The following is an 18006-nucleotide window of genomic DNA, read 5'->3' as shown; positions in this document are numbered from 1 at the left end:
AAGCAGCGAAAGTTTGTAGGCTTGGAACGGGGGAAAGTGCTATAGATCGCCGCACAGGATGTGGAACAGGGGAATTGCCTCCGGGTCTCCACGCTTGGTGAAGCGCGGCCGGACCTGAAACCGCTTCATATTTTTCGGTCCGATATTGTACTCGCGCATTTTACATCGAGCGTGCATACCGATGATGAAACCCGGATTTTTTATCTCTGCCGTCTTTGCTGCGGCCATTCTGCTGGCTCCTATCGGTACCGGGTTCAACGGCACGCGCGCCCATGGCGGCGAAGACTATGCGACTTTGGAAAAGCTCGGCGCAGCTCTTTTCGGCGACCCCAATCTTTCCATGAATCGCACCATGGCCTGTTCCACCTGCCATATGCAGGCGGCGGGTTTTTCCGATGCGCGCGAGAGCGACAAGGTCGGGCGGGACGTGTCGCTCGGCGATGACGGGATTTCGCTGGGTGACCGCAACGCGCCGACTGCCGCCTATGCCAGGTTCACACCGCCTTTCGGCAAGAACGCGGCGGGCGAGTATGTAGGCGGGCAATTCTGGGACGGTCGCGCCTCGATGCTGGAAGATCAGGCGGGTGGTCCACCGCTCAACCCGATCGAAATGGGCATGCCGGACAAGGCGTCCGTCGTGAAACGGCTTAAGGAAAACCCTGACTATGTCGCGGCCTTCGGCACGCAGTTCGGCAAAGATGTTTTTGAGACCGATGAAACCGGCTATGCCGCAATGGCCAGGGCGCTGGCAAGCTTCGAGCGTTCGGATGAATTCTCCACCTTCGATTCCAAATATGACCGTTTCCTGCGCGGCGAGGAAAAGCTGACCGATCAGGAGGAGCTGGGGCGGGTTCTGATTTCCTCCACGCAATTTACCAATTGCAATACCTGCCATGAAATTCGCGGCGCCAAGGGGCTGGAAGACGGTCTCTTCACCAACCACAAATATTTCAACATTGGCGTTCCGGCCAACACGGCGGTGAGATCCGCCAACGGCTCGAAGCCGGATGCTGTCGATCTTGGGCTCGCGCAAAATCCTGTTGTGGCCGGCGATCCGGCTGAGCGTGGCAAGTTCAAGGTGCCGACGCTGCGCAACGTCGCCGTCACCGGTCCATACATGCACAATGGCGTCTTCAAGGACCTGCGCACGGTGGTGCTGTTTTACGTGAAATACAAAAGCAAGAAGCCCAGCCGGCAGATCAATCCGGAAACCGGCAAGACATGGGATGCGCCGGAAGTGCCTGAGAACATCGCCATGACGGAGTTGACGTCCGCGCCGGCACTCGACGACAAGCGTGTAGATGCCGTCGTCGCATTCTTGAAGACTTTGACCGACAAAAGATATGAGCATCTTTTGCCGAAGGAAGACGGGCAGGGAGCCGTGGCCCCTGCCCAGCCGGTTCCTGTAAACGTTACGCCGAAAGCGCCTTGAATTCGGAGAGAACCGTGTCACCCATTTCCGAGGTGCCGACCTGGCGGCTACCCTCGGCCATGATGTCGGCGGTGCGGATGCCCTTGTCCAGCACGTTTGCGATTGCCGCCTCGAGCTTCGTTGCCTCATCCACCATGTTGAACGAATAACGCAGGCACATGGCGAAGGACGCGATCATGGCGATGGGGTTGGCGATGCCCTTGCCGGCAATATCCGGTGCCGAACCGTGTACCGGCTCATACATGGCCTTGCGCTTGCCGGTCTTGGCGTCCGGTGCACCGAGGGAGGCCGACGGCAGCATGCCGAGCGAGCCGGTCAGCATGGCGGCGACGTCGGAAAGCATGTCGCCGAAGAGGTTGTCGGTCACGATCACGTCGAACTGCTTGGGCTTGCGCACCAGCTGCATGCCGCCGGCATCGGCCAGCATATGCTCCAGCTGCACATCCTTGTACTTGGCGGCGTGGGTCTCGGTGACGACCTGGTTCCACAAAACGCCTGATTTCATGACGTTGCGCTTTTCCATCGAGCAGACGCGGTTGTCGCGGGTGCGGGCCAGTTCGAAAGCGACGCTGGCAATGCGCTCGATCTCGAAAGTGTCGTAGATCTGCGTGTCGATGCCGCGCTTCTGGCCGTTGCCGAGATCGATGATTTGCTTCGGCTCGCCGAAATAGACGCCACCCGTCAGTTCGCGGACGATGAGGATATCGAGACCTTCGACCAGTTCCGGCTTCAGCGAGGAAGCGGCGGCAAGCGCCGGATAGCAGATGGCGGGACGCAGATTGGCGAAAAGCTCGAGATCCTTGCGCAGGCGAAGCAGGCCGGCTTCCGGGCGGTGTTCGTAGGGAACGCCATCCCACTTCGGGCCGCCGACGGCGCCGAACAGAATCGCATCGGCGGCAAGCGCCTTTTCCATGTCCGCATCGGAAATCGCCACGCCATGGGCGTCATAGGCAGAGCCGCCGACCAGACCTTCCGAGACGGTGAAGCCTGCATTGTGCGCGCTGTTCATATAATCGATCAGCTTGCGAACTTCGGCCATGGCTTCGGGGCCGATACCGTCACCGGGCAGCAGGAAAAGCGAACGGACTGTCATGAGAAACCCTCCTTGGGCGGCACGCCGGAAACCGTCATGAAGATTTTTCGGTTGCGGCGAGCGCGGCGTCAAACTCGTTTCCGTCCTGCGGCAAGCCAAGTCGTGTGGCCAGCCGGACGGGATCGAGGGCTTCTTATCTCCGGCTCAAGGGCTTTTCAAGCAAAGCAAAAGCCGATCCGGTACGGTTTTGTACGGGATCGGCTTTTAAAGGGATGGAAATCTCATCAGGCCCAGGGGCGGATCGAGGCGTTTGCCTTTTCGAAAGTGTCGATGGCGCCGGAATGTTCGAGCGTCAGGCCAATGTCATCAAGGCCGTTCAGCATGCAATGGCGCTTGAATTCATCGATCTCGAAGGTAATCGTGCCGCCATCGGGGCCGCTGATTTCCTGACTTTCCAGATCGACGGAGAGAACGGCATTCGATCCGCGCGACGCATCGTCCAGCAGCTTTTCGAGGTTCTCGGGGCTGACGACGATCGGCAGGATGCCGTTCTTGAAACAGTTATTGTAAAAGATGTCGGCGAAGCTGGTGGAGATCACGCAGCGGATGCCGAAATCGAGAAGCGCCCATGGCGCATGTTCGCGCGAGGAGCCGCAACCGAAATTGTCGCCGGCGACAAGGATCTGGGCGTTCTGGTAAGCGGGCTTGTTCAGCACGAAATCGGGATTGGGCGAGCCATCCTCGAGATAACGCGACTCGGCGAAGAGGCCCTTGCCGAGCCCGGTGCGCTTGATGGTCTTCAGATAGTCTTTCGGAATGATCATATCGGTGTCGATATTGACAACCGGCATGGGCGCGGCGACGCCCGTCAGCTTCGTGAACTTTTCCATCTGTCGCTTCCCGTTTTCCCTTCAACAAAATCCAGCGCGGGCCGAAGCTCGCCGGATGTGTTCTGCCGGGAAATACTGCAAAACGGATCGCTTTAGAAGCGCAAACCCGCGTTCTTCGGTACGCCTTCTGCGGCGTCCTCGCATTTTGACCGGATTAAACGATCTCAGAGATCGATAATCGTGCCCTTGCCATCGTTCCAGACGCGCATGTCGCGCTGGTTGCGGGGCTTGACCGGAATGGGGGCCGGCTTCAGACGCGCCGAAAGCAGACGGCCAGCGCTGAGAACGGCGAGCACGCCGATAAAAGCGACCGTAAGCGAGGCGGTGAAAAGAGCCACCAAAGCCAGAACTGCGATGCCGGATGCGGCGATGAAAAATGAACGGATGCCTTGCATGATTCAACCTTTCTTTCCAGACGAATGTGGGCCTTCTTCTTCCGGCTTGCAAGAGGATTCAGTGGATTGTCAGGTTGCAGATGTCACAAAAGCTTGACACAAGTGCGGCATGACTAATTTTTTCGAAAATATTCCTGTGAGACCGCGCCGTTCGCTGCTGTCGGTTCCGGCCATCAATGTCAGGGCGCTCGAAAAAATCCGCGATCTCGATTGCGACGGGGTAATCCTTGATCTGGAGGATTCCGTCGCGCCCGACATGAAGGGCGAGGCGCGGGAAAATCTGGGCAGGCTATTTTCGGATGCGCCTTTCGCCGGACGCGAGACCATTATCCGTATCAATCCGCTCTCAACGCCGGATGGCATGGCGGATTTGAAACTCGTGCTTTCCTGCCGGCCGGATGCGGTTTTATTGCCGAAGGTGGAGCAGCCTGCCGATATTCATGATGTGGCCGACCTTCTGGCGGAGGCCGATGCGCCCCAGGACCTGAAAATCTGGGCAATGATAGAGACGCCACTCGGTGTTTTGAACGCCGCTTCCATCGCCGACGCTGCCCACACGCCGGATGCGCGGCTTGCCGCTTTTGTCATCGGCCTGAACGATCTGCGCAAGGAAACGCGTGTTCCGGCACTGCCGGGGCGAACTTACCTCGTGCCATGGATGATGCAGGTGGTGCTTGCCGCCCGCGCCTACGGCCTTGATGTCATCGACAGCGTGTCCAACGATTTTCGCGATCTCGCGGCTTTTGCCAGCGAATGCGAGCAGGGTCGTGCGATGGGGTTCGACGGCAAGATGTTGATCCATCCGGCCCAGATCGAGCTCGCCAACCGGCATTTTGCTCCGGACGAGGCGTCTGTTGCGGAGGCCAAAGAGATTATTGCTGCTTTCGCAAAGCCCGAATCTGTGGAATTGAACGTCATCAACATGAACGGGCGAATGATCGAACGGCTGCATGTAAGCCAGGCCGAAAGGCTGGTCGCTATGGCCGATATCATCGCACAGAGAAAGGCAAAAAAGACGTGAAGGTCTATCGTTTCATAACCGGTCCGGACGACTCCAAATTCTGTCACCGGGTCACCGAGGCGCTGAACAAGGGATGGGAGCTAGCCGGTTCGCCGAGCTACGCCTTCAACGCGGCGAGCGGCGTCATGCATTGCGGCCAGGCCGTGACCAAGATGGTCGAGGGCAAGGACTATCATCCGGATATGAAGCTCGGCGAGCAATAAGAGGCGTAGCCGCCGGCGGGCTCAGCGCTCCGCCGCGGCCTCGTCGGCGCTTTCCTCGATCCGCTCCATATCATCATCCGAGAGGCCGAAATGGTGGCCGATCTCGTGGATGAGGACATGGGTGATGATGTCGCCCAAGGTTTCCTCGTTCTCGGCCCAGTAGTCGAGAATGGGACGACGATAGAGCGTGATGCGGTTCACCATCTCACCCGTTTCCATGGTGAAACGTTCGGAGATGCCGCGCCCTTCGAACAGTCCGAGAAGATCGAAGGGTGTTTCGAGCGCCATGTCTTCGAACACGTCATCGGTCGGAAAATCGGCGATCTCGATGATGAGATCCTTCGTTAAGGCGCGGAATTCTTCTGGCAGGTGGCCATATGCCTCGATCGCAAGCGACTCGAAGGCGGAAAGTGTCGGCGCATGGCGGTCCCGCCAATCGTCGGTCTGGTCTATGCGGGCCATTTCTGCTCCTTGTTGGAAGGCCCATATAAACACTTGCTGCGCAAATTTCGAGACCCGACTGCTCCACCTGCCGAAAAAGCATGAAATTCTTGGCGTTACAGTTACTTTTCAAGCCGTCGTCATCTTGACATAAACGGACGTCTCGCGTAATCGGCACCCAAATTGATGGCGTAGTGCGCCTTCTGTTTATTCCGCCCCTCAAAAGGCGGCTTCACCGGCAGACATTCAAAGGGGCATTCAGTCCTGACGGATTTCCGCTACTCCGACTGATAAAAAGACGGCCAGCTTGCATATGCGGGCAGAGCCGGAACGAACATGAAAGGATAAAAAATGTTCGCAGTCATCAAGACCGGCGGTAAGCAGTACCGCGTAGCGGCCGACGCCGTGCTGACCATCGAAAAGCTGGAAGCAGAGGCAGGCGCAACTGTAGAATTCACCGAAGTTCTCGTTGTTGGCGAAGGCGCCGACGCCAAGTTCGGTGCACCCTTTGTCAAGGGCGCCATCGTCAAGGCTGAAGTTGTCGAGCACAATCGCGGCAAGAAGGTCATCGCCTTCAAGAAGCGTCGTCGTCAGAACTCCAAGCGTTCGCGCGGCCATCGTCAGCATCACACTGTCGTCCGCATCACGGACATCGTTGCTGCCTAATCGGCGCGACACGGGAAACAAGGTTTAAAGGAGAACTCCAATGGCACACAAAAAAGCTGGCGGTTCCTCGCGTAACGGTCGCGATTCCGAATCCAAGCGCCTTGGCGTGAAGAAGTTCGGCGGCGAAGCCGTCATTCCAGGCAACATTATTCTGCGTCAGCGCGGCACGCAGTGGCATCCGGGCGCCAATGTTGGCATCGGCAAGGACCACACGATTTTCGCACTGACCGCAGGTAACGTGAACTTCCGCACGAAGGCCAACGGCCGCGTATTCGTATCCGTGGCGCCGAAAGCGGAAGCCGCAGAATAAGCCGGTAAGCGTCATATGCAGCCGGTGTCCCATCGACCCGGCTGAATAATGCAAAGTTCAGTCAAGAAAACAGGGGAGATGGGGCACTACCATCTCCCCTGTTTCTTTTACCCCAAGGAGGGACTGAACCATGCAAGCTGAATTGTTGAGGGTCGACCAATCACGGTCACCCGAGGAACGGCCGAGGCCCGATCGGTCGAGGAGCGATTGCCCCGTTTTACTGTCGCAGAGGCTGGTTTTACGCAAGCCTCACGAAGAAGACATCGACGCCCTTGCCCATCTTGCCAACAACGCCAATATCGCGACCATGGTGTCGCGTATGCCGCACCCGTACACGGCCAAAGACGCCGCGGACTTCGTGCGACGCACCAATGCTGGCGAGATCGGCAAGTGCGTCTATGCGATTACGCGCATGGACAATGGCGAGTTTCTGGGGTGCTGCGCGCTTGAACCCCAGGAAGACGAAAAAACGCTGGAGATCGGTTACTGGCTGGGGGAACCCTACTGGAACCGCGGTTATATGACGGAAGCGACGCATGCGCTGATCGACATGGCCTTCCGCACGCGTGAAATCGACCAGATCGATGCGCGTTGCCGGGTCACCAATATCCCGTCGCGCCGGGTCATCCAGAAGTGCGGCTTCCAGTTCCAGGGCTCCGGCATGGTCGGTTCGCTGGCGCTGGGCGGCATGGTGCCGGTCGAATGGTACAGGCTCGACCGCAAGACCTGGGTTTCACTGAAGAGCTGGGGGGACATGGGATGAGCACGCTCGAGCTTACCCGTCACCGGGCAGCTGCGACGGTTGCGCCGCCCGGTCCCTGCCCTGTCATCGAAACGTCGCGTCTGGTGCTGCGCCCGCAGCGGCTTACCGATGCCGGTAGCATTGCGGAATCGCTTGGCGATTTTGCCGTGACTAGGATGCTGGCCCGCGTTCCCGCGCCCTATCACAGGCAGGATGCGCTGGAATGGCTGGTCCTGCGCACTTCCGGCACCCTGCCCGACTGGGACTTCGCCATCACCAGCGGTGACGATACCCTGATCGGTGTCGTTTCGGTGGAATTGCGGCACGGCGAGTGGCATCTCGGCTACTGGCTGAACCGCTTCTACTGGGGCAAGGGTTACATGACCGAGGCGGTGGCCGCCGTGGTCGAGCGGTTCTTCCGCCGCATGCCCGGTGTGGTTCTCCATTCCGGTGTGTTTGCGGATAACCCTGCATCCCTGCGAGTGCAGGAAAAACTGGGCTTCCGGGTAACCGGCTGCCACCAGATCTATGCCACGGCGCGTGCTGCCATGGTGGCGCATATCGATACGGCGATCACGGCTGAGGATTTCATTCCGCCGCATCGCTGAAACCTGAGGAACATCGGGCCGAAAACCATTACAGTTTTCGGCCCGATGCTTTGAACAGGGCCGGTTTATCCCAAACCGACCTTGTCTCACGCAGGGGCTTCCCGCACGATAGTCTTTGACCTCGTGAAGAAGCGCTTGTATTCGAAACGACGATATTTTTGTTTGGCGCAACGCGATTAGCCGGTGTGCCCGCAAACCGATAGAACGGCAGTCCGATGAAATTTCTCGATGAAGCAAAAGTCTATATCAAGTCCGGTGATGGCGGCGCGGGCGCCGTTTCCTTCCGGCGCGAAAAATTCATCGAGTTCGGCGGCCCGGACGGTGGCGATGGTGGCCGCGGCGGCGATGTCTGGATCGAGGTGGTCAACGGTCTCAATACCCTGATCGACTTCCGCTTCCAGCAGCATTTCAAGGCCTCGATCGGACAGCACGGCATGGGCAAGACCCGCACCGGCGCAAAGGGTTCGGATGTGGTGCTGAAGGTGCCCGTCGGTACCCAGATATTCGAGGAAGACAACGAGACGCTGATCGTCGACCTCACCAAGGAAGGCCAGCGCTTTCGTCTTGCCGCTGGCGGCAATGGCGGTTTCGGCAACGCCTATTTCAAGTCTTCGACCAATCAGGCGCCCACCCATGCCAATCCGGGTCTTGCGGGCGAGGAAAAGACGGTCTGGCTTCGCCTGAAGCTGATTGCCGATGCCGGTCTCGTCGGTCTGCCGAATGCCGGCAAATCGACATTCCTCGCGACTGTGACGCGCGCGCGGCCGAAGATCGCCAATTATCCCTTTACGACCCTGCATCCGAATCTCGGCGTTGCGACCATCGATGGCCGTGAATTCGTGCTGGCCGATATTCCGGGCCTCATTGAAGGCGCGCATGAGGGCGTGGGCATCGGTGACCGTTTCCTCGGTCATGTGGAGCGTACCCGCGTTCTTCTGCATCTCGTCTCCGCGCAGGAAGAAAAAGTCGGCAAGGCCTATAAGACGGTCAAGGCCGAACTGGACGCCTATGGTGGCGGGCTGACCGACAAGCCGGAAATCGTGGCGCTGTCGCAGATCGACGTGCTCGATGAAAAAGAGCTGAAAAAGAAGGCCAAGGAACTGGAGAAGGCCTGCGGCCGTCCTCCGCTCCTGTTGTCTGCCGCTGCCCATATCGGCATGACGGAGGCACTGCGCGCCCTTCGTGATATTATCGTCTCGGCGAGCAATGGCGGCGAGACCGCCCTTCCCGACCGTTCAATGCCTGAGGAGAGCGAGGCCGAGGAAGAGGACGATCGCCTATGAGCCTGACGCGTAAACCGCTGGGCAGCCACCACAGGATCGTCATCAAGATCGGTTCGGCACTTCTGGTGGACCGGAAAAGCGGGCTGAAAAAGGATTGGCTCGACGCCATTTGCGAGGACATCGCGGCGCTGAAGAAAAACGGCGTCGATGTTCAGGTCGTGTCTTCGGGCGCCATTGCGCTTGGCCGCACAGTCCTTGGCCTGCCCTCCGGCGCATTGAAGCTGGAGGAAAGCCAGGCGGCGGCGGCAGTCGGCCAGATCGTCCTGGCAAGGGCATGGTCGGAAAGCCTGTCGCGGCATGAGATCGTTGCGGGCCAGATTCTGCTGACGCTGTCCGACACCGAGGAGCGTCGCCGTTACCTCAATGCCCGCGCCACCATCAACCAGCTGCTGAAGATCGGCGCCATTCCGATCATCAATGAAAACGACACGGTGGCGACCACCGAAATCCGTTATGGCGACAATGACCGTCTGGCGGCGCGTGTCGCGACCATGACGGGTGCCGATCTTCTGGTGCTGCTGTCGGATATTGACGGACTTTACACCGCCCCACCGCATCTTGATCCGGATGCGAAATTCCTTGAGACGATTGCGGACATTACCCCCGAGATTGAGGCCATGGCCGGCGGTGCTGCTTCCGAGCTTTCGCGTGGCGGCATGCGCACCAAGATCGATGCGGGCAAGATCGCGACCGCTGCCGGCTGCGGCATGATCATCGCTTCCGGCAAGACGCTCAATCCGCTGAAGGCCATCGAAAACGGTGCACGCTCCTCCTGGTTTGCGCCATCAGGCACACCGGTGACGGCGCGCAAGACCTGGATTGCCGGGCAGTTGCAGCCGGCCGGTGAAATCCATGTGGATGCCGGCGCGGAAAAAGCCCTCTATGCCGGCAAGAGCCTGCTTCCCGCGGGCGTGCGGGTGGTCAAGGGCAATTTCGGCCGCGGTGATGCCATCGCCATCATCGGCGTTGAGGGCCGCGAGGTCGCGCGTGGTCTCGCGGGTTACGATGCGGAAGAAGCGCGTCTCATCATCGGCCACAAGTCGAACGAGATCGAGGCGATCCTCGGTTATGTCGGACGTGCGGCGATGATCCATCGCGACGATCTGGTGATGACCGGTGCTGCCGTCAAAGTCAAAAATGCGAAGAAGGATGAGGTCCATGCCTGAACAGGCCGTGAAGCAGAGCCATGATATCGATGCGCTGATGATGACCATCGGCGCTCAGGCAAAAGCTGCTTCGCGACCGTTGTCCATTGCAGGGACTGAGCAGAAGAACCGCGCGCTTCTCGCCATGGCCTCCGCGATAGAGGCCTCCAGAGAAACGATCCTTGCGGCCAATGGCAAAGATCTGGCAGCGGCGGATAATGCCGGCCTTGCTGCTTCCTTCATCGACAGGCTCACCCTCAACGATGCGCGGATCGCCGGCATTGCCGAAGGCATCCGCTCGGTTGCGGCGCTGCCCGATCCGGTCGGCGAAGTCATTGCCGCCTGGGATCGTCCGAACGGGCTGAAGATCGAGCGGGTGCGCACGCCGCTTGGCGTCATCGGCGTGATCTACGAAAGCCGCCCGAATGTGACGGCGGATGCCGGTGCGCTCTGCCTTAAAGCGGGCAATGCCGTGATCCTGCGCGGTGGCTCGGATTCGCAACATTCATCGCGTGCTATTCATGCCTGCCTAGTCGAGGGCCTGAAGATTGCCGGTCTTCCCGAGCATGCCATTCAACTGGTGCCGGTCACCGACCGCGCTGCCGTGGGCGCACTTCTTGGCGGCTTGAATGGCACGGTTGACGTGATTGTGCCGCGCGGCGGCAAAAGCCTCGTTGCGCGCGTGCAGTCTGAAGCGCGGGTTCCGGTCTTTGCGCATCTGGAAGGTATTTGCCATATCTATGTCGACGGCTCGGCCGATCTCGACATGGCGAAACGCATCGTCGTGAATGCCAAGATGCGCCGTACCGGCATTTGCGGGGCGGCCGAAACCCTGCTGGTGGATGCCGCTGCCGTTTCCACGCATCTGCAACCGCTCATCAACGGCCTGATCGAGGCCGGTTGCGAAGTGCGCGGCTCTCAGGCCGTTCGCGATGTGGTTGAGGGCCTGAAAGCTGCGACGGAAGAAGACTGGCGCACCGAATATCTCGATGCAATCATTTCGGTTGCTGTCGTGGACGGCATTTCCGGCGCCATCGATCATATCAGCACCTATTCGTCCAATCACACCGAGGCCGTAATCGCTGAGGATCCCGATGTGGTCGAACGTTTCTTCAACGAACTCGATTCGGCCATTCTGCTGCATAATGCCTCGACGCAATTTGCCGATGGCGGCGAATTCGGCATGGGTGCGGAAATCGGCATTGCGACCGGCAAGATGCATGCGCGGGGCCCGGTCGGGGTCGAGCAGCTCACCTCGTTCAAATACCGGGTGCATGGCACCGGCCAGACACGGACCTGATATTTGTCGACCGAGAAACGCCTCGACAGACGTTATCTCACCATGCCGCACGCGGAGCGCGGCATGGTTGTCGGGCTATTCGGCGGCTCTTTCAATCCGCCACATGCCGGCCATGCCCTTGTTGCCGAAATTGCGCTGCGCAGGTTGGGTCTCGATCAGCTCTGGTGGATGGTCACACCTGGCAATCCGCTGAAAAGCCGCTCGGAACTGGCGTCTCTGGAGGATCGCATCGCCGCCTGCGAAAGGCTGGTCAGCGATCCGCGCATCAAAGTGACGGCCTTTGAAAAATCGCTGGGCATCAGCTACACGGCCAATACGCTCGCCAAGGTGAAGGCGAGAAATCCGCATGTCCGGTTTATCTGGATCATGGGCGCCGACAATCTGAAAAGCTTCCATCGCTGGCAGAAATGGCGGGAGATCGCAGAGACCTTTCCGATTGCGGTGATAGATCGGCCGGGCTCCACCCTCTCCTATCTCTCCTCCACCATGGCGCAGGCCTTCAGTCAGGCGCGGATAGATGAGGACGATGCGGGCGTCCTGTGGAAGAAGCGCGCCCCTGCCTGGGTTTTCATCCATGGCCCGCGCTCAACGCTCAGCTCCACGGCACTGCGCAACGGTCACAAATGACACGCGCGATCACAAATGATGTATGCGCCAGAAGCCGAAGCCTCCATATCTTGAAAAGTTAATGCTTTGGTGCCACCTTTATTGAGCGACGCAGAGAATCGCGTCGCCAGTACCTGTTTTGTCATTCTTGGAAAGGGAAAACCTCTGACAACAGTACACGCCAAGGGAAGAGCATTTGTTGCTATCCCGAAGGGCCAGGACAGTGGCGCCGATGCCGCCGGCCATGCCCTCGAAACCGTCCTCGCGAGCCTCGAGGACTCCAAGGCCGAAGATATCGTATCTCTCAACATTGCCGGAAAATCGGCGCTTGCGGACTACATGGTTGTGGTCTCCGGGCGATCGAACAGGCATGTTTCGGCGATCTGCGAACATCTTCTTAAAGATATGAAGGGTGAAGGGTTCGGAAACGCCCGCGTCGAAGGTCTTGAGACCGGAGACTGGGTGCTGATCGATACCGGCGATATCATCGTTCATGTGTTCCGTCCGGAAATCCGCGCCTTCTACAACATTGAAAAAATGTGGGCGACGCCGGATATGCCGGAAGAAACGCTGCATTGACGCGGTGAGCCTTGTTGCGCATCGAGCTTCCCGACTATCTCGTTTGATGTCGGGCCGGTGCGTCTGGCCGGAAAGCCAACCGGCCGCATAGGAATCCGCAGTCTATGCTGTTAAGAGCGTGACCCTGTTGGGTCACGACGAATGCAGGTTTGCGATGCGGATTTCGATTTTTGCGGTGGGGCGGCTTAAATCCGGCCCGGAGAAGGATCTTGCGACCCGTTATATCGAGCGTCTCGCCAAGACCGGCCCGGCGATCGGGCTGGAGTTTTCGCGGGTGATCGAGGTTGCGGAAAGCCGGGCGTCGAATGCCGAGACACGCAAGCGCGAAGAAGCGGCGATGCTCGAAAAACATTTGGTCGACGGGGCGGTTCTCGTGCTTCTGGACGAGCGCGGCAAAGCGCTGGACAGCCCGGGTTTTGCGACATTTTTTGGTGATTTGCGCGATAGCGGCAAGCGTGACCTCGTGATCGCGATCGGCGGTGCCGATGGTCTTGATCCGGCCCTTTACGACAGGGCGGCGGCCGTTCTTAATCTCGGCAAGCTCACATGGCCGCATCAGATCGTTCGCATTTTGATCGCCGAGCAGCTTTACCGCGCCGTCACTATCCTTTCCGGTCATCCATACCATCGCGTTTGAGCAGGCTCCGGACACGGAAAATTGTCTCAATTTCAACATGAAACTTCGCGAGACGGAAAGGCGTGGCGGCTCCGTCGCCAGCCTCTTTTGGGCCTCTTGGAAGATTGCGGCAAAATCCCTAATATCGGCGCTCCTGCTTCGGCATCAAAGAAAGTTCAAATGGACAAGAGGTTTCAACGAAAACGGCACGCTGCCCTTGCGGGCGCGGTTTTCGCTGTCTTGTCGATCGGGACTTTTCCGGTCGATTTCGCTTTTTCGCGCGACGATGCCGGTGCTGTTCCAGTGGAGAATGGCGATTCATCACCTGAGGCGCTTCAGACGCTGGAAAAGCGTCGTGATCAGAACCGGCAGGATCTGGAGGAGCTGGTCGACAGCATCGGCCTTTCCGAAGACAAGACCCGCACTCTTCAGGAAAGCATCGCTTCGCTTAATCAGGATAGTGCCCGCATCCGGGAGGAGCTGATCGCATCGGCTGCCCGGCGCAAGGCGCTGGAAACCAAGATCAGCGATGGCGAGGATCGTCTGGCGAAGCTTTCGGTTCGCGAAGACGGCGTCAAGGCATCGCTGCGGGAGAGACGCGGCGTGCTTGCCGAGGTTCTGGCCGCGTTGCAGCGCATGGGCAGAAACCCGCCGCCTGCCCTTCTCGTCTCACCGGAAGATGCGCTCGCTTCGGTGCGAAGCGCCATTCTTCTCGGCGCCGTCGTTCCAGGCATTCGCGGTGAAACCGACAAGCTGGTTTCCGCTCTCAAAGAATTGACCGATCTCAGGCAGGCAATCGCTCGCGAAAAGGACGATCTTACGGGTATGATGACGGCAAGTCTGGAAGAGGAAAAACGCCTCGACCTGCTGCTTGCCGAAAACGACCGCAGAAATTCCCAGACGGCGGCGGCGCTGGAGGCGGAACGCAAGCGATCCGAGGAACTTGCAAGCAAGGCCACCAGCCTTGAGGGGCTGGTGAGTTCGCTCGAAGGCGAGATTACTTCGGTACGGGAAGCGATGGAAAAGGCGCGTGCGGAAGAGCAGCGCATTGCCCGTCTTTCCGAGGCGGAACGCGAAAAAGAGCGTGCCGCGGCCGAGGCGGGAATGCCCGATAAAAACCGTATTGCCCCCGCATATCCCTTCGCAAGTTTGAAGGGAAAGCTGGAGGTTCCGGTTGCGGGCGAGGTGCTTCGGCGCTTTGGCGATGCTGATGGTACGGGCCACTTTTCCAAGGGAATTGTCGTCGCGAGTGGACCGGAAGCCATCGTGACAGCGCCTGCAGACGGCTTTGTGGTGTTTGCCGGAGATTTTCGCAGTTACGGCCGGATGATCATCCTCAATACGGGTGATGGATATCATGTGGTGATGACGGGCATGGACAATGTGAGGACACGGCAGGGAATGTTTGTGTTCTCCGGAGAGCCCATCGCCTCCATGGGTGCAAAAAGAGTAGCGAGTGCAGCAGCATTGGCGCTGGAAACCGACAGGCCAACGCTTTACATTGAGTTCAGGAAAGATGGTGTGCCGGTTGATTCCCAACCGTGGTGGACCGCAAAAAATACCGGAAGGGCGCACAATGATTCGTAAGGTTTCGCTTCTCCTTATCGGTGGGCTTATGGGCGCCACGGCGATGAGCGTGATTTATTCGGCGAGCATGCCGGCACAGGCGGCCGGGCCTTCGACCTATAAGGAGCTGTCGATATTCGGCGACGTGTTCGAGCGTGTGCGTGCACAATATGTGACGCCGCCGGATGACGAGAAGCTGGTGGAAAATGCCATCAACGGCATGCTGAGCTCGCTTGATCCGCATTCGAGCTTCATGAATGCCAAGGATGCCAACGACATGCGCACCCAGACCAAGGGTGAATTCGGTGGTCTCGGCATTGAAGTGACCATGGAAAACGAGCTGGTCAAGGTCATCACGCCGATCGACGATACGCCGGCTTCCCGCGCGGGCATTCTCTCCGGCGACTTCATTTCCGAAATTGACGGTACGCCGGTTCGCGGCCTGAAGCTGGAGCAGGCGGTCGAAAAGATGCGCGGCGCGGTCAAGACGCCGATCAAGCTGACGATCATCCGTCAGGGCGCCGACAAGCCGCTCGAATTCACCGTCATGCGTGATGTCATTGCCGTTCGTGCGGTGAAGTCGCGCGTCGAGGGCGACAATGTCGGTTATCTGCGCGTCATCTCCTTCACCGAGAAGACCTACGACGATCTCGAAAAGGCGATCAAGAAGATCAAGGCGGATGTGCCGGCCGACAAGCTGAAGGGCTATGTGCTCGACCTGCGTCTCAACCCGGGTGGTCTGCTCGATCAGGCGATCAATGTCTCAGACGCTTTCCTTGAGCGTGGCGAAGTCGTTTCGACCCGCGGCCGCAACCCGGACGAGACCCGTCGCTTCAATGCGACGGCAGGCGATCTGACCGACGGCAAGCCGGTAATCGTGCTCGTCAACGGTGGTTCTGCTTCGGCCTCTGAAATCGTCGCCGGTGCGCTGCAGGATCTGCGTCGCGCGACCGTGGTCGGCACCCGCTCCTTCGGCAAGGGTTCTGTCCAGACGATCATTCCGCTCGGCGAGGCCGGTGCGCTGCGCCTGACCACGGCGCTTTATTACACGCCGTCGGGCAAGTCGATCCAGGGTACGGGCATTACGCCTGACATCAAGGTTGAACAGCCGTTGCCGCCGGAATTGCAGGGCCGGGTGACCACCGAGGGTGAATCCAGCCTGACCGGCCACATCAAGGGACAAAGTGAAACGGACGAAGGTTCTGGTTCCTCCGCTTATGTTCCGCCGGAAGCCAAGGACGACATCCAGCTCAACTACGCGCTGGACCTGTTGCGCGGCAGCAAGACGGATCCGTCTTTCCCGCCGAACCCGGACAAGGCTGTGGTCAACAAGCAGTAAGATGGATGCGCCGGCCAGCCGGCGCATTTTCTCGATTGCCTAACCGTTTGGACGGATTTTTCATTGCCTTCGGACCTGCGAAAACCGCTTCTGGGTCGTCAGAAAAAAAGCGCCGGTATCAACCGGCGCTTTTCCGTCATTATGGTTCTGTCTGTGCTTGCTGTCCTTACACTCGGTGGGCTTTCCGTCTATACGGCCTTGTCTCCGGGCAATCTGCAGAAGACGGCGGCTGGTCCGGACACCCAACCCAAGCTCCCCGACAATAAGCCGGAACCGGCGGCGACCGATGCCGGACCCCGCGATACCGCTGGTCTGCAGCCGGAAAGCGGACGCTCCGGCGCCAATATCAATCGGGCGACGATGCCGGACGGCAATGTCGTGTCGGTCTATTCTCCCCGCCCCCGGGACAGCGACGGACCGGTGTTGATGAGCGGCCAGACCTATGGTCAGGATCCGCGCATGGCCACGCGGCCTAATGATGCGTTGCTGGAAGAGACCGCCTTTGGCCGGCTGCCGGTCGTCGGTGCCGATGGGTTGCGGCCGATGGAGCAATATGCCCGGCCGTGGTCCGGCGCACGTGGCACCCGGGTGGCGATCGTGGTCGGTGGTCTCGGCCTCAGCCAGACGGGATCGCAAAAGGCGATCCGGGAATTGCCACCCGAGGTGACGCTCGGTTTCGCCGCCAGCGGAAACAGCCTGCAGCGCTGGATGCAGGAGGCGCGCCGTGAGGGTCATGAAATCCTTCTTCAGATACCGCTGGAACCCTTCGGTTATCCCGGCACCAATCCCGGCCCGGATACGCTGCTGGCAGGCGATCCTGCCAAGGTCAACATGGACCGGCTGCACCGCTCCATGGCAAAAATCACCAATTATACCGGCGTCATGAATTATCTCGGCGGGCGCTTCCTTTCCGAACAGGCGGCGCTGGAGCCGGTGATGCGCGACATCGGCAAGCGCGGGCTGCTTTTTCTGGATGACGCCTCATCGGCGCAGTCGCTGAGCGGCGGGATCGCCAAGGCCATTTCTGCGCCGCAGGGTTTTGCCGATGTGCTGCTTGACGGCGAAGTGACCGAGGCCTCCATCCTGCGCAAGCTGGATGAGCTGGAGCGGATCGCGCGCCGCAACGGTCAGGCAATCGGTGTGGCGTCGGCATTCGACGAAAGCATTGCCGCCATCTCGAAATGGTCTCGGGAAGCCGGTGGACGCGGTATCGAGATCGTCGGCGTTTCTGCGCTTGTTTCGCAGCAGGCGGGGCAGTAAACCTTCTGCGCGGCAATTTTCCGCGCCTTTTCGGCGCCCAGACAGTGCGGGTTTCCAATGACAATCAAAGCAGAAGATTTGCCTTACCGTCCCTGCGCGGGGATGATGGTTCTGAACGCCGAAGGCCTCGTCTGGGCCGGCCGGCGCATCAGGGAGGGTAACTCCGAATATGACGGGTCACCGCAATTGTGGCAGATGCCGCAGGGCGGTATCGACGACGGCGAGCGGCCTTTAACAGCTGCCATTCGCGAACTCTATGAAGAGACGGGCATGACATCGGTGACCTTGCTCGCGGAAGCCAGCGACTGGATTCACTATGATCTGCCGCCCGAACTGATCGGCATCGGTCTCAGAGGCAAATATCGCGGGCAGGCGCAACGCTGGTTTGCGTTTCGTTTCGATGGCGACGAAAGCGAAATCCAGATCGATCCGCCGCCGACCGGGCATGCGGCTGAATTTGACGCCTGGGGCTGGAAACCGATGGAAAGCCTTCCCGAGCTGATCGTGCCGTTCAAGCGTGGGGTCTATGAGAAGGTGGTTGCGGAGTTCCGGCATCTCTCCGGCAAATAAA

The 18006-nt window shown here is 59.4% G+C and carries 21 protein-coding genes; 17 read left to right on the top strand and 4 right to left on the bottom strand.

Going from position 1 to position 18006, the window contains the following annotated elements:
• Nucleotides 1–181 precede the first annotated feature (181 nt).
• Nucleotides 182–1432, top strand: a complete 1251-nt coding sequence (locus JZY08_RS13355; protein WP_216330401.1) for a cytochrome-c peroxidase — start codon at nt 182–184, stop codon at nt 1430–1432.
• On the opposite strand, the gene leuB is transcribed toward JZY08_RS13355, so the two are convergent.
• The 3 genes from leuB to JZY08_RS13340 form a co-directional block, all read right to left on the bottom strand.
• On the bottom strand, nt 1413–2525 hold the full coding sequence (leuB, locus tag JZY08_RS13350) for a 3-isopropylmalate dehydrogenase (protein ID WP_216330400.1): 1113 nt from the start codon (nt 2523–2525) through the stop codon (nt 1413–1415). The genes JZY08_RS13355 and leuB overlap by 20 nt on opposite strands.
• Nucleotides 2526–2749: 224 nt before the next feature.
• Nucleotides 2750–3355 (bottom strand): 3-isopropylmalate dehydratase small subunit, encoded by a 606-nt coding sequence (gene leuD / locus JZY08_RS13345; RefSeq protein ID WP_003492701.1) that lies wholly within the window; start codon nt 3353–3355, stop codon nt 2750–2752.
• Between the two features lie 164 nt (nt 3356–3519).
• Nucleotides 3520–3750 carry a hypothetical protein gene (locus tag JZY08_RS13340; protein WP_003492699.1) on the bottom strand — a complete coding sequence of 77 codons (231 nt, stop codon included), beginning with the start codon at nt 3748–3750 and terminating at the stop codon, nt 3520–3522.
• A gap of 109 nt (nt 3751–3859) precedes the next feature.
• Here JZY08_RS13340 and JZY08_RS13335 point away from each other — a divergent pair, with 109 nt between their 5' ends.
• Nucleotides 3860–4771 (top strand): CoA ester lyase, encoded by a 912-nt coding sequence (locus JZY08_RS13335; protein ID WP_216330399.1) that lies wholly within the window; start codon nt 3860–3862, stop codon nt 4769–4771.
• Nucleotides 4768–4974 carry a DUF1737 domain-containing protein gene (locus JZY08_RS13330; protein WP_216330398.1) on the top strand — a complete coding sequence of 69 codons (207 nt, stop codon included), beginning with the start codon at nt 4768–4770 and terminating at the stop codon, nt 4972–4974. Before JZY08_RS13335 ends, JZY08_RS13330 begins: the two co-directional genes overlap by 4 nt.
• 21 nt (nt 4975–4995) lie before the next feature.
• Here JZY08_RS13330 and JZY08_RS13325 read toward each other — a convergent pair whose 3' ends face one another.
• Complete coding sequence (locus JZY08_RS13325) at nt 4996–5436, bottom strand: metallopeptidase family protein (RefSeq protein WP_003492693.1); 441 nt, start codon at nt 5434–5436, stop codon at nt 4996–4998.
• 330 nt (nt 5437–5766) lie between these two features.
• Here JZY08_RS13325 and rplU point away from each other — a divergent pair, with 330 nt between their 5' ends.
• The 14 genes from rplU to JZY08_RS13255 all read left to right on the top strand — a co-directional run bounded on the left by rplU (nt 5767) and on the right by JZY08_RS13255 (nt 18005).
• A complete protein-coding gene (gene rplU / locus JZY08_RS13320; protein WP_003492690.1) occupies nt 5767–6081 on the top strand; it encodes a 50S ribosomal protein L21 in 315 nt (104 codons plus the stop codon).
• A 40-nt stretch (nt 6082–6121) separates the two neighbouring features.
• Nucleotides 6122–6391 (top strand): 50S ribosomal protein L27, encoded by a 270-nt coding sequence (rpmA, locus tag JZY08_RS13315; protein ID WP_003492686.1) that lies wholly within the window; start codon nt 6122–6124, stop codon nt 6389–6391.
• Between the two features lie 130 nt (nt 6392–6521).
• Entirely contained in the window at nt 6522–7154 is a 633-nt protein-coding gene (locus JZY08_RS13310) for a GNAT family protein (RefSeq protein WP_003516453.1), read from the top strand.
• The gene (locus JZY08_RS13305; RefSeq protein ID WP_216330397.1) at nt 7151–7741 is read left to right on the top strand and encodes a GNAT family N-acetyltransferase; all 591 of its coding nucleotides are present in this window, start codon (nt 7151–7153) and stop codon (nt 7739–7741) included. Before JZY08_RS13310 ends, JZY08_RS13305 begins: the two co-directional genes overlap by 4 nt.
• A gap of 215 nt (nt 7742–7956) precedes the next feature.
• A complete protein-coding gene (gene obgE, locus JZY08_RS13300; protein WP_082183220.1) occupies nt 7957–9024 on the top strand; it encodes a GTPase ObgE in 1068 nt (355 codons plus the stop codon).
• Complete coding sequence (proB, locus tag JZY08_RS13295; protein WP_216330396.1) at nt 9021–10190, top strand: glutamate 5-kinase; 1170 nt, start codon at nt 9021–9023, stop codon at nt 10188–10190. The genes obgE and proB overlap by 4 nt, the downstream gene beginning before the upstream one ends.
• Complete coding sequence (locus JZY08_RS13290; protein WP_216330395.1) at nt 10183–11469, top strand: glutamate-5-semialdehyde dehydrogenase; 1287 nt, start codon at nt 10183–10185, stop codon at nt 11467–11469. Before proB ends, JZY08_RS13290 begins: the two co-directional genes overlap by 8 nt.
• A gap of 3 nt (nt 11470–11472) precedes the next feature.
• Nucleotides 11473–12096: a nicotinate-nucleotide adenylyltransferase gene (locus JZY08_RS13285; protein WP_003492670.1), complete on the top strand. Its 624-nt coding sequence runs from the start codon at nt 11473–11475 to the stop codon at nt 12094–12096.
• An 81-nt stretch (nt 12097–12177) separates the two neighbouring features.
• Nucleotides 12178–12654, top strand: coding sequence for a ribosome silencing factor (gene rsfS / locus JZY08_RS13280; protein WP_216330394.1), 477 nt, complete (start codon nt 12178–12180; stop codon nt 12652–12654).
• Between the two features lie 154 nt (nt 12655–12808).
• Nucleotides 12809–13291: a 23S rRNA (pseudouridine(1915)-N(3))-methyltransferase RlmH gene (rlmH, locus tag JZY08_RS13275; RefSeq protein ID WP_035221851.1), complete on the top strand. Its 483-nt coding sequence runs from the start codon at nt 12809–12811 to the stop codon at nt 13289–13291.
• A 159-nt stretch (nt 13292–13450) separates the two neighbouring features.
• Nucleotides 13451–14857 (top strand): murein hydrolase activator EnvC, encoded by a 1407-nt coding sequence (locus tag JZY08_RS13270; RefSeq protein WP_003492663.1) that lies wholly within the window; start codon nt 13451–13453, stop codon nt 14855–14857.
• Nucleotides 14847–16175, top strand: coding sequence for a S41 family peptidase (locus tag JZY08_RS13265; protein ID WP_035241275.1), 1329 nt, complete (start codon nt 14847–14849; stop codon nt 16173–16175). The genes JZY08_RS13270 and JZY08_RS13265 overlap by 11 nt, the downstream gene beginning before the upstream one ends.
• A gap of 63 nt (nt 16176–16238) precedes the next feature.
• Nucleotides 16239–17435, top strand: coding sequence for a divergent polysaccharide deacetylase family protein (locus tag JZY08_RS13260; RefSeq protein WP_216330393.1), 1197 nt, complete (start codon nt 16239–16241; stop codon nt 17433–17435).
• A 57-nt stretch (nt 17436–17492) separates the two neighbouring features.
• Entirely contained in the window at nt 17493–18005 is a 513-nt protein-coding gene (locus JZY08_RS13255; protein ID WP_216330392.1) for an RNA pyrophosphohydrolase, read from the top strand.
• Nucleotide 18006 lies beyond the last annotated feature (1 nt).

Origin of the sequence: Rhizobium sp. X9 (genome assembly GCF_018873185.1) — a bacterium.
GTDB lineage: Bacteria > Pseudomonadota > Alphaproteobacteria > Rhizobiales > Rhizobiaceae > Agrobacterium > Agrobacterium oryzihabitans.
The sequence above is the reverse complement of the archived record's forward strand: the minus strand, read 5'-3'. Positions and strand labels throughout refer to the sequence as shown.

What these genes read in the sequence shown, in the direction of transcription:
- JZY08_RS13355 (WP_216330401.1), top strand. Translation starts at nt 182, where the DNA reads ATGATGAAACCCGGATTTTTTATCTCTGCCGTCTTTGCTGCGGCCATT.
- leuB (WP_216330400.1), bottom strand. Translation starts at nt 2,525, where the DNA reads ATGACAGTCCGTTCGCTTTTCCTGCTGCCCGGTGACGGTATCGGCCCC.
- leuD (WP_003492701.1), bottom strand. Translation starts at nt 3,355, where the DNA reads ATGGAAAAGTTCACGAAGCTGACGGGCGTCGCCGCGCCCATGCCGGTT.
- JZY08_RS13340 (WP_003492699.1), bottom strand. Translation starts at nt 3,750, where the DNA reads ATGCAAGGCATCCGTTCATTTTTCATCGCCGCATCCGGCATCGCAGTT.
- JZY08_RS13335 (WP_216330399.1), top strand. Translation starts at nt 3,860, where the DNA reads ATGACTAATTTTTTCGAAAATATTCCTGTGAGACCGCGCCGTTCGCTG.
- JZY08_RS13325 (WP_003492693.1), bottom strand. Translation starts at nt 5,436, where the DNA reads ATGGCCCGCATAGACCAGACCGACGATTGGCGGGACCGCCATGCGCCG.
- rplU (WP_003492690.1), top strand. Translation starts at nt 5,767, where the DNA reads ATGTTCGCAGTCATCAAGACCGGCGGTAAGCAGTACCGCGTAGCGGCC.
- rpmA (WP_003492686.1), top strand. Translation starts at nt 6,122, where the DNA reads ATGGCACACAAAAAAGCTGGCGGTTCCTCGCGTAACGGTCGCGATTCC.
- JZY08_RS13310 (WP_003516453.1), top strand. Translation starts at nt 6,522, where the DNA reads ATGCAAGCTGAATTGTTGAGGGTCGACCAATCACGGTCACCCGAGGAA.
- JZY08_RS13305 (WP_216330397.1), top strand. Translation starts at nt 7,151, where the DNA reads ATGAGCACGCTCGAGCTTACCCGTCACCGGGCAGCTGCGACGGTTGCG.
- obgE (WP_082183220.1), top strand. Translation starts at nt 7,957, where the DNA reads ATGAAATTTCTCGATGAAGCAAAAGTCTATATCAAGTCCGGTGATGGC.
- proB (WP_216330396.1), top strand. Translation starts at nt 9,021, where the DNA reads ATGAGCCTGACGCGTAAACCGCTGGGCAGCCACCACAGGATCGTCATC.
- JZY08_RS13290 (WP_216330395.1), top strand. Translation starts at nt 10,183, where the DNA reads ATGCCTGAACAGGCCGTGAAGCAGAGCCATGATATCGATGCGCTGATG.
- rlmH (WP_035221851.1), top strand. Translation starts at nt 12,809, where the DNA reads ATGCGGATTTCGATTTTTGCGGTGGGGCGGCTTAAATCCGGCCCGGAG.
- JZY08_RS13270 (WP_003492663.1), top strand. Translation starts at nt 13,451, where the DNA reads ATGGACAAGAGGTTTCAACGAAAACGGCACGCTGCCCTTGCGGGCGCG.
- JZY08_RS13265 (WP_035241275.1), top strand. Translation starts at nt 14,847, where the DNA reads ATGATTCGTAAGGTTTCGCTTCTCCTTATCGGTGGGCTTATGGGCGCC.
- JZY08_RS13255 (WP_216330392.1), top strand. Translation starts at nt 17,493, where the DNA reads ATGACAATCAAAGCAGAAGATTTGCCTTACCGTCCCTGCGCGGGGATG.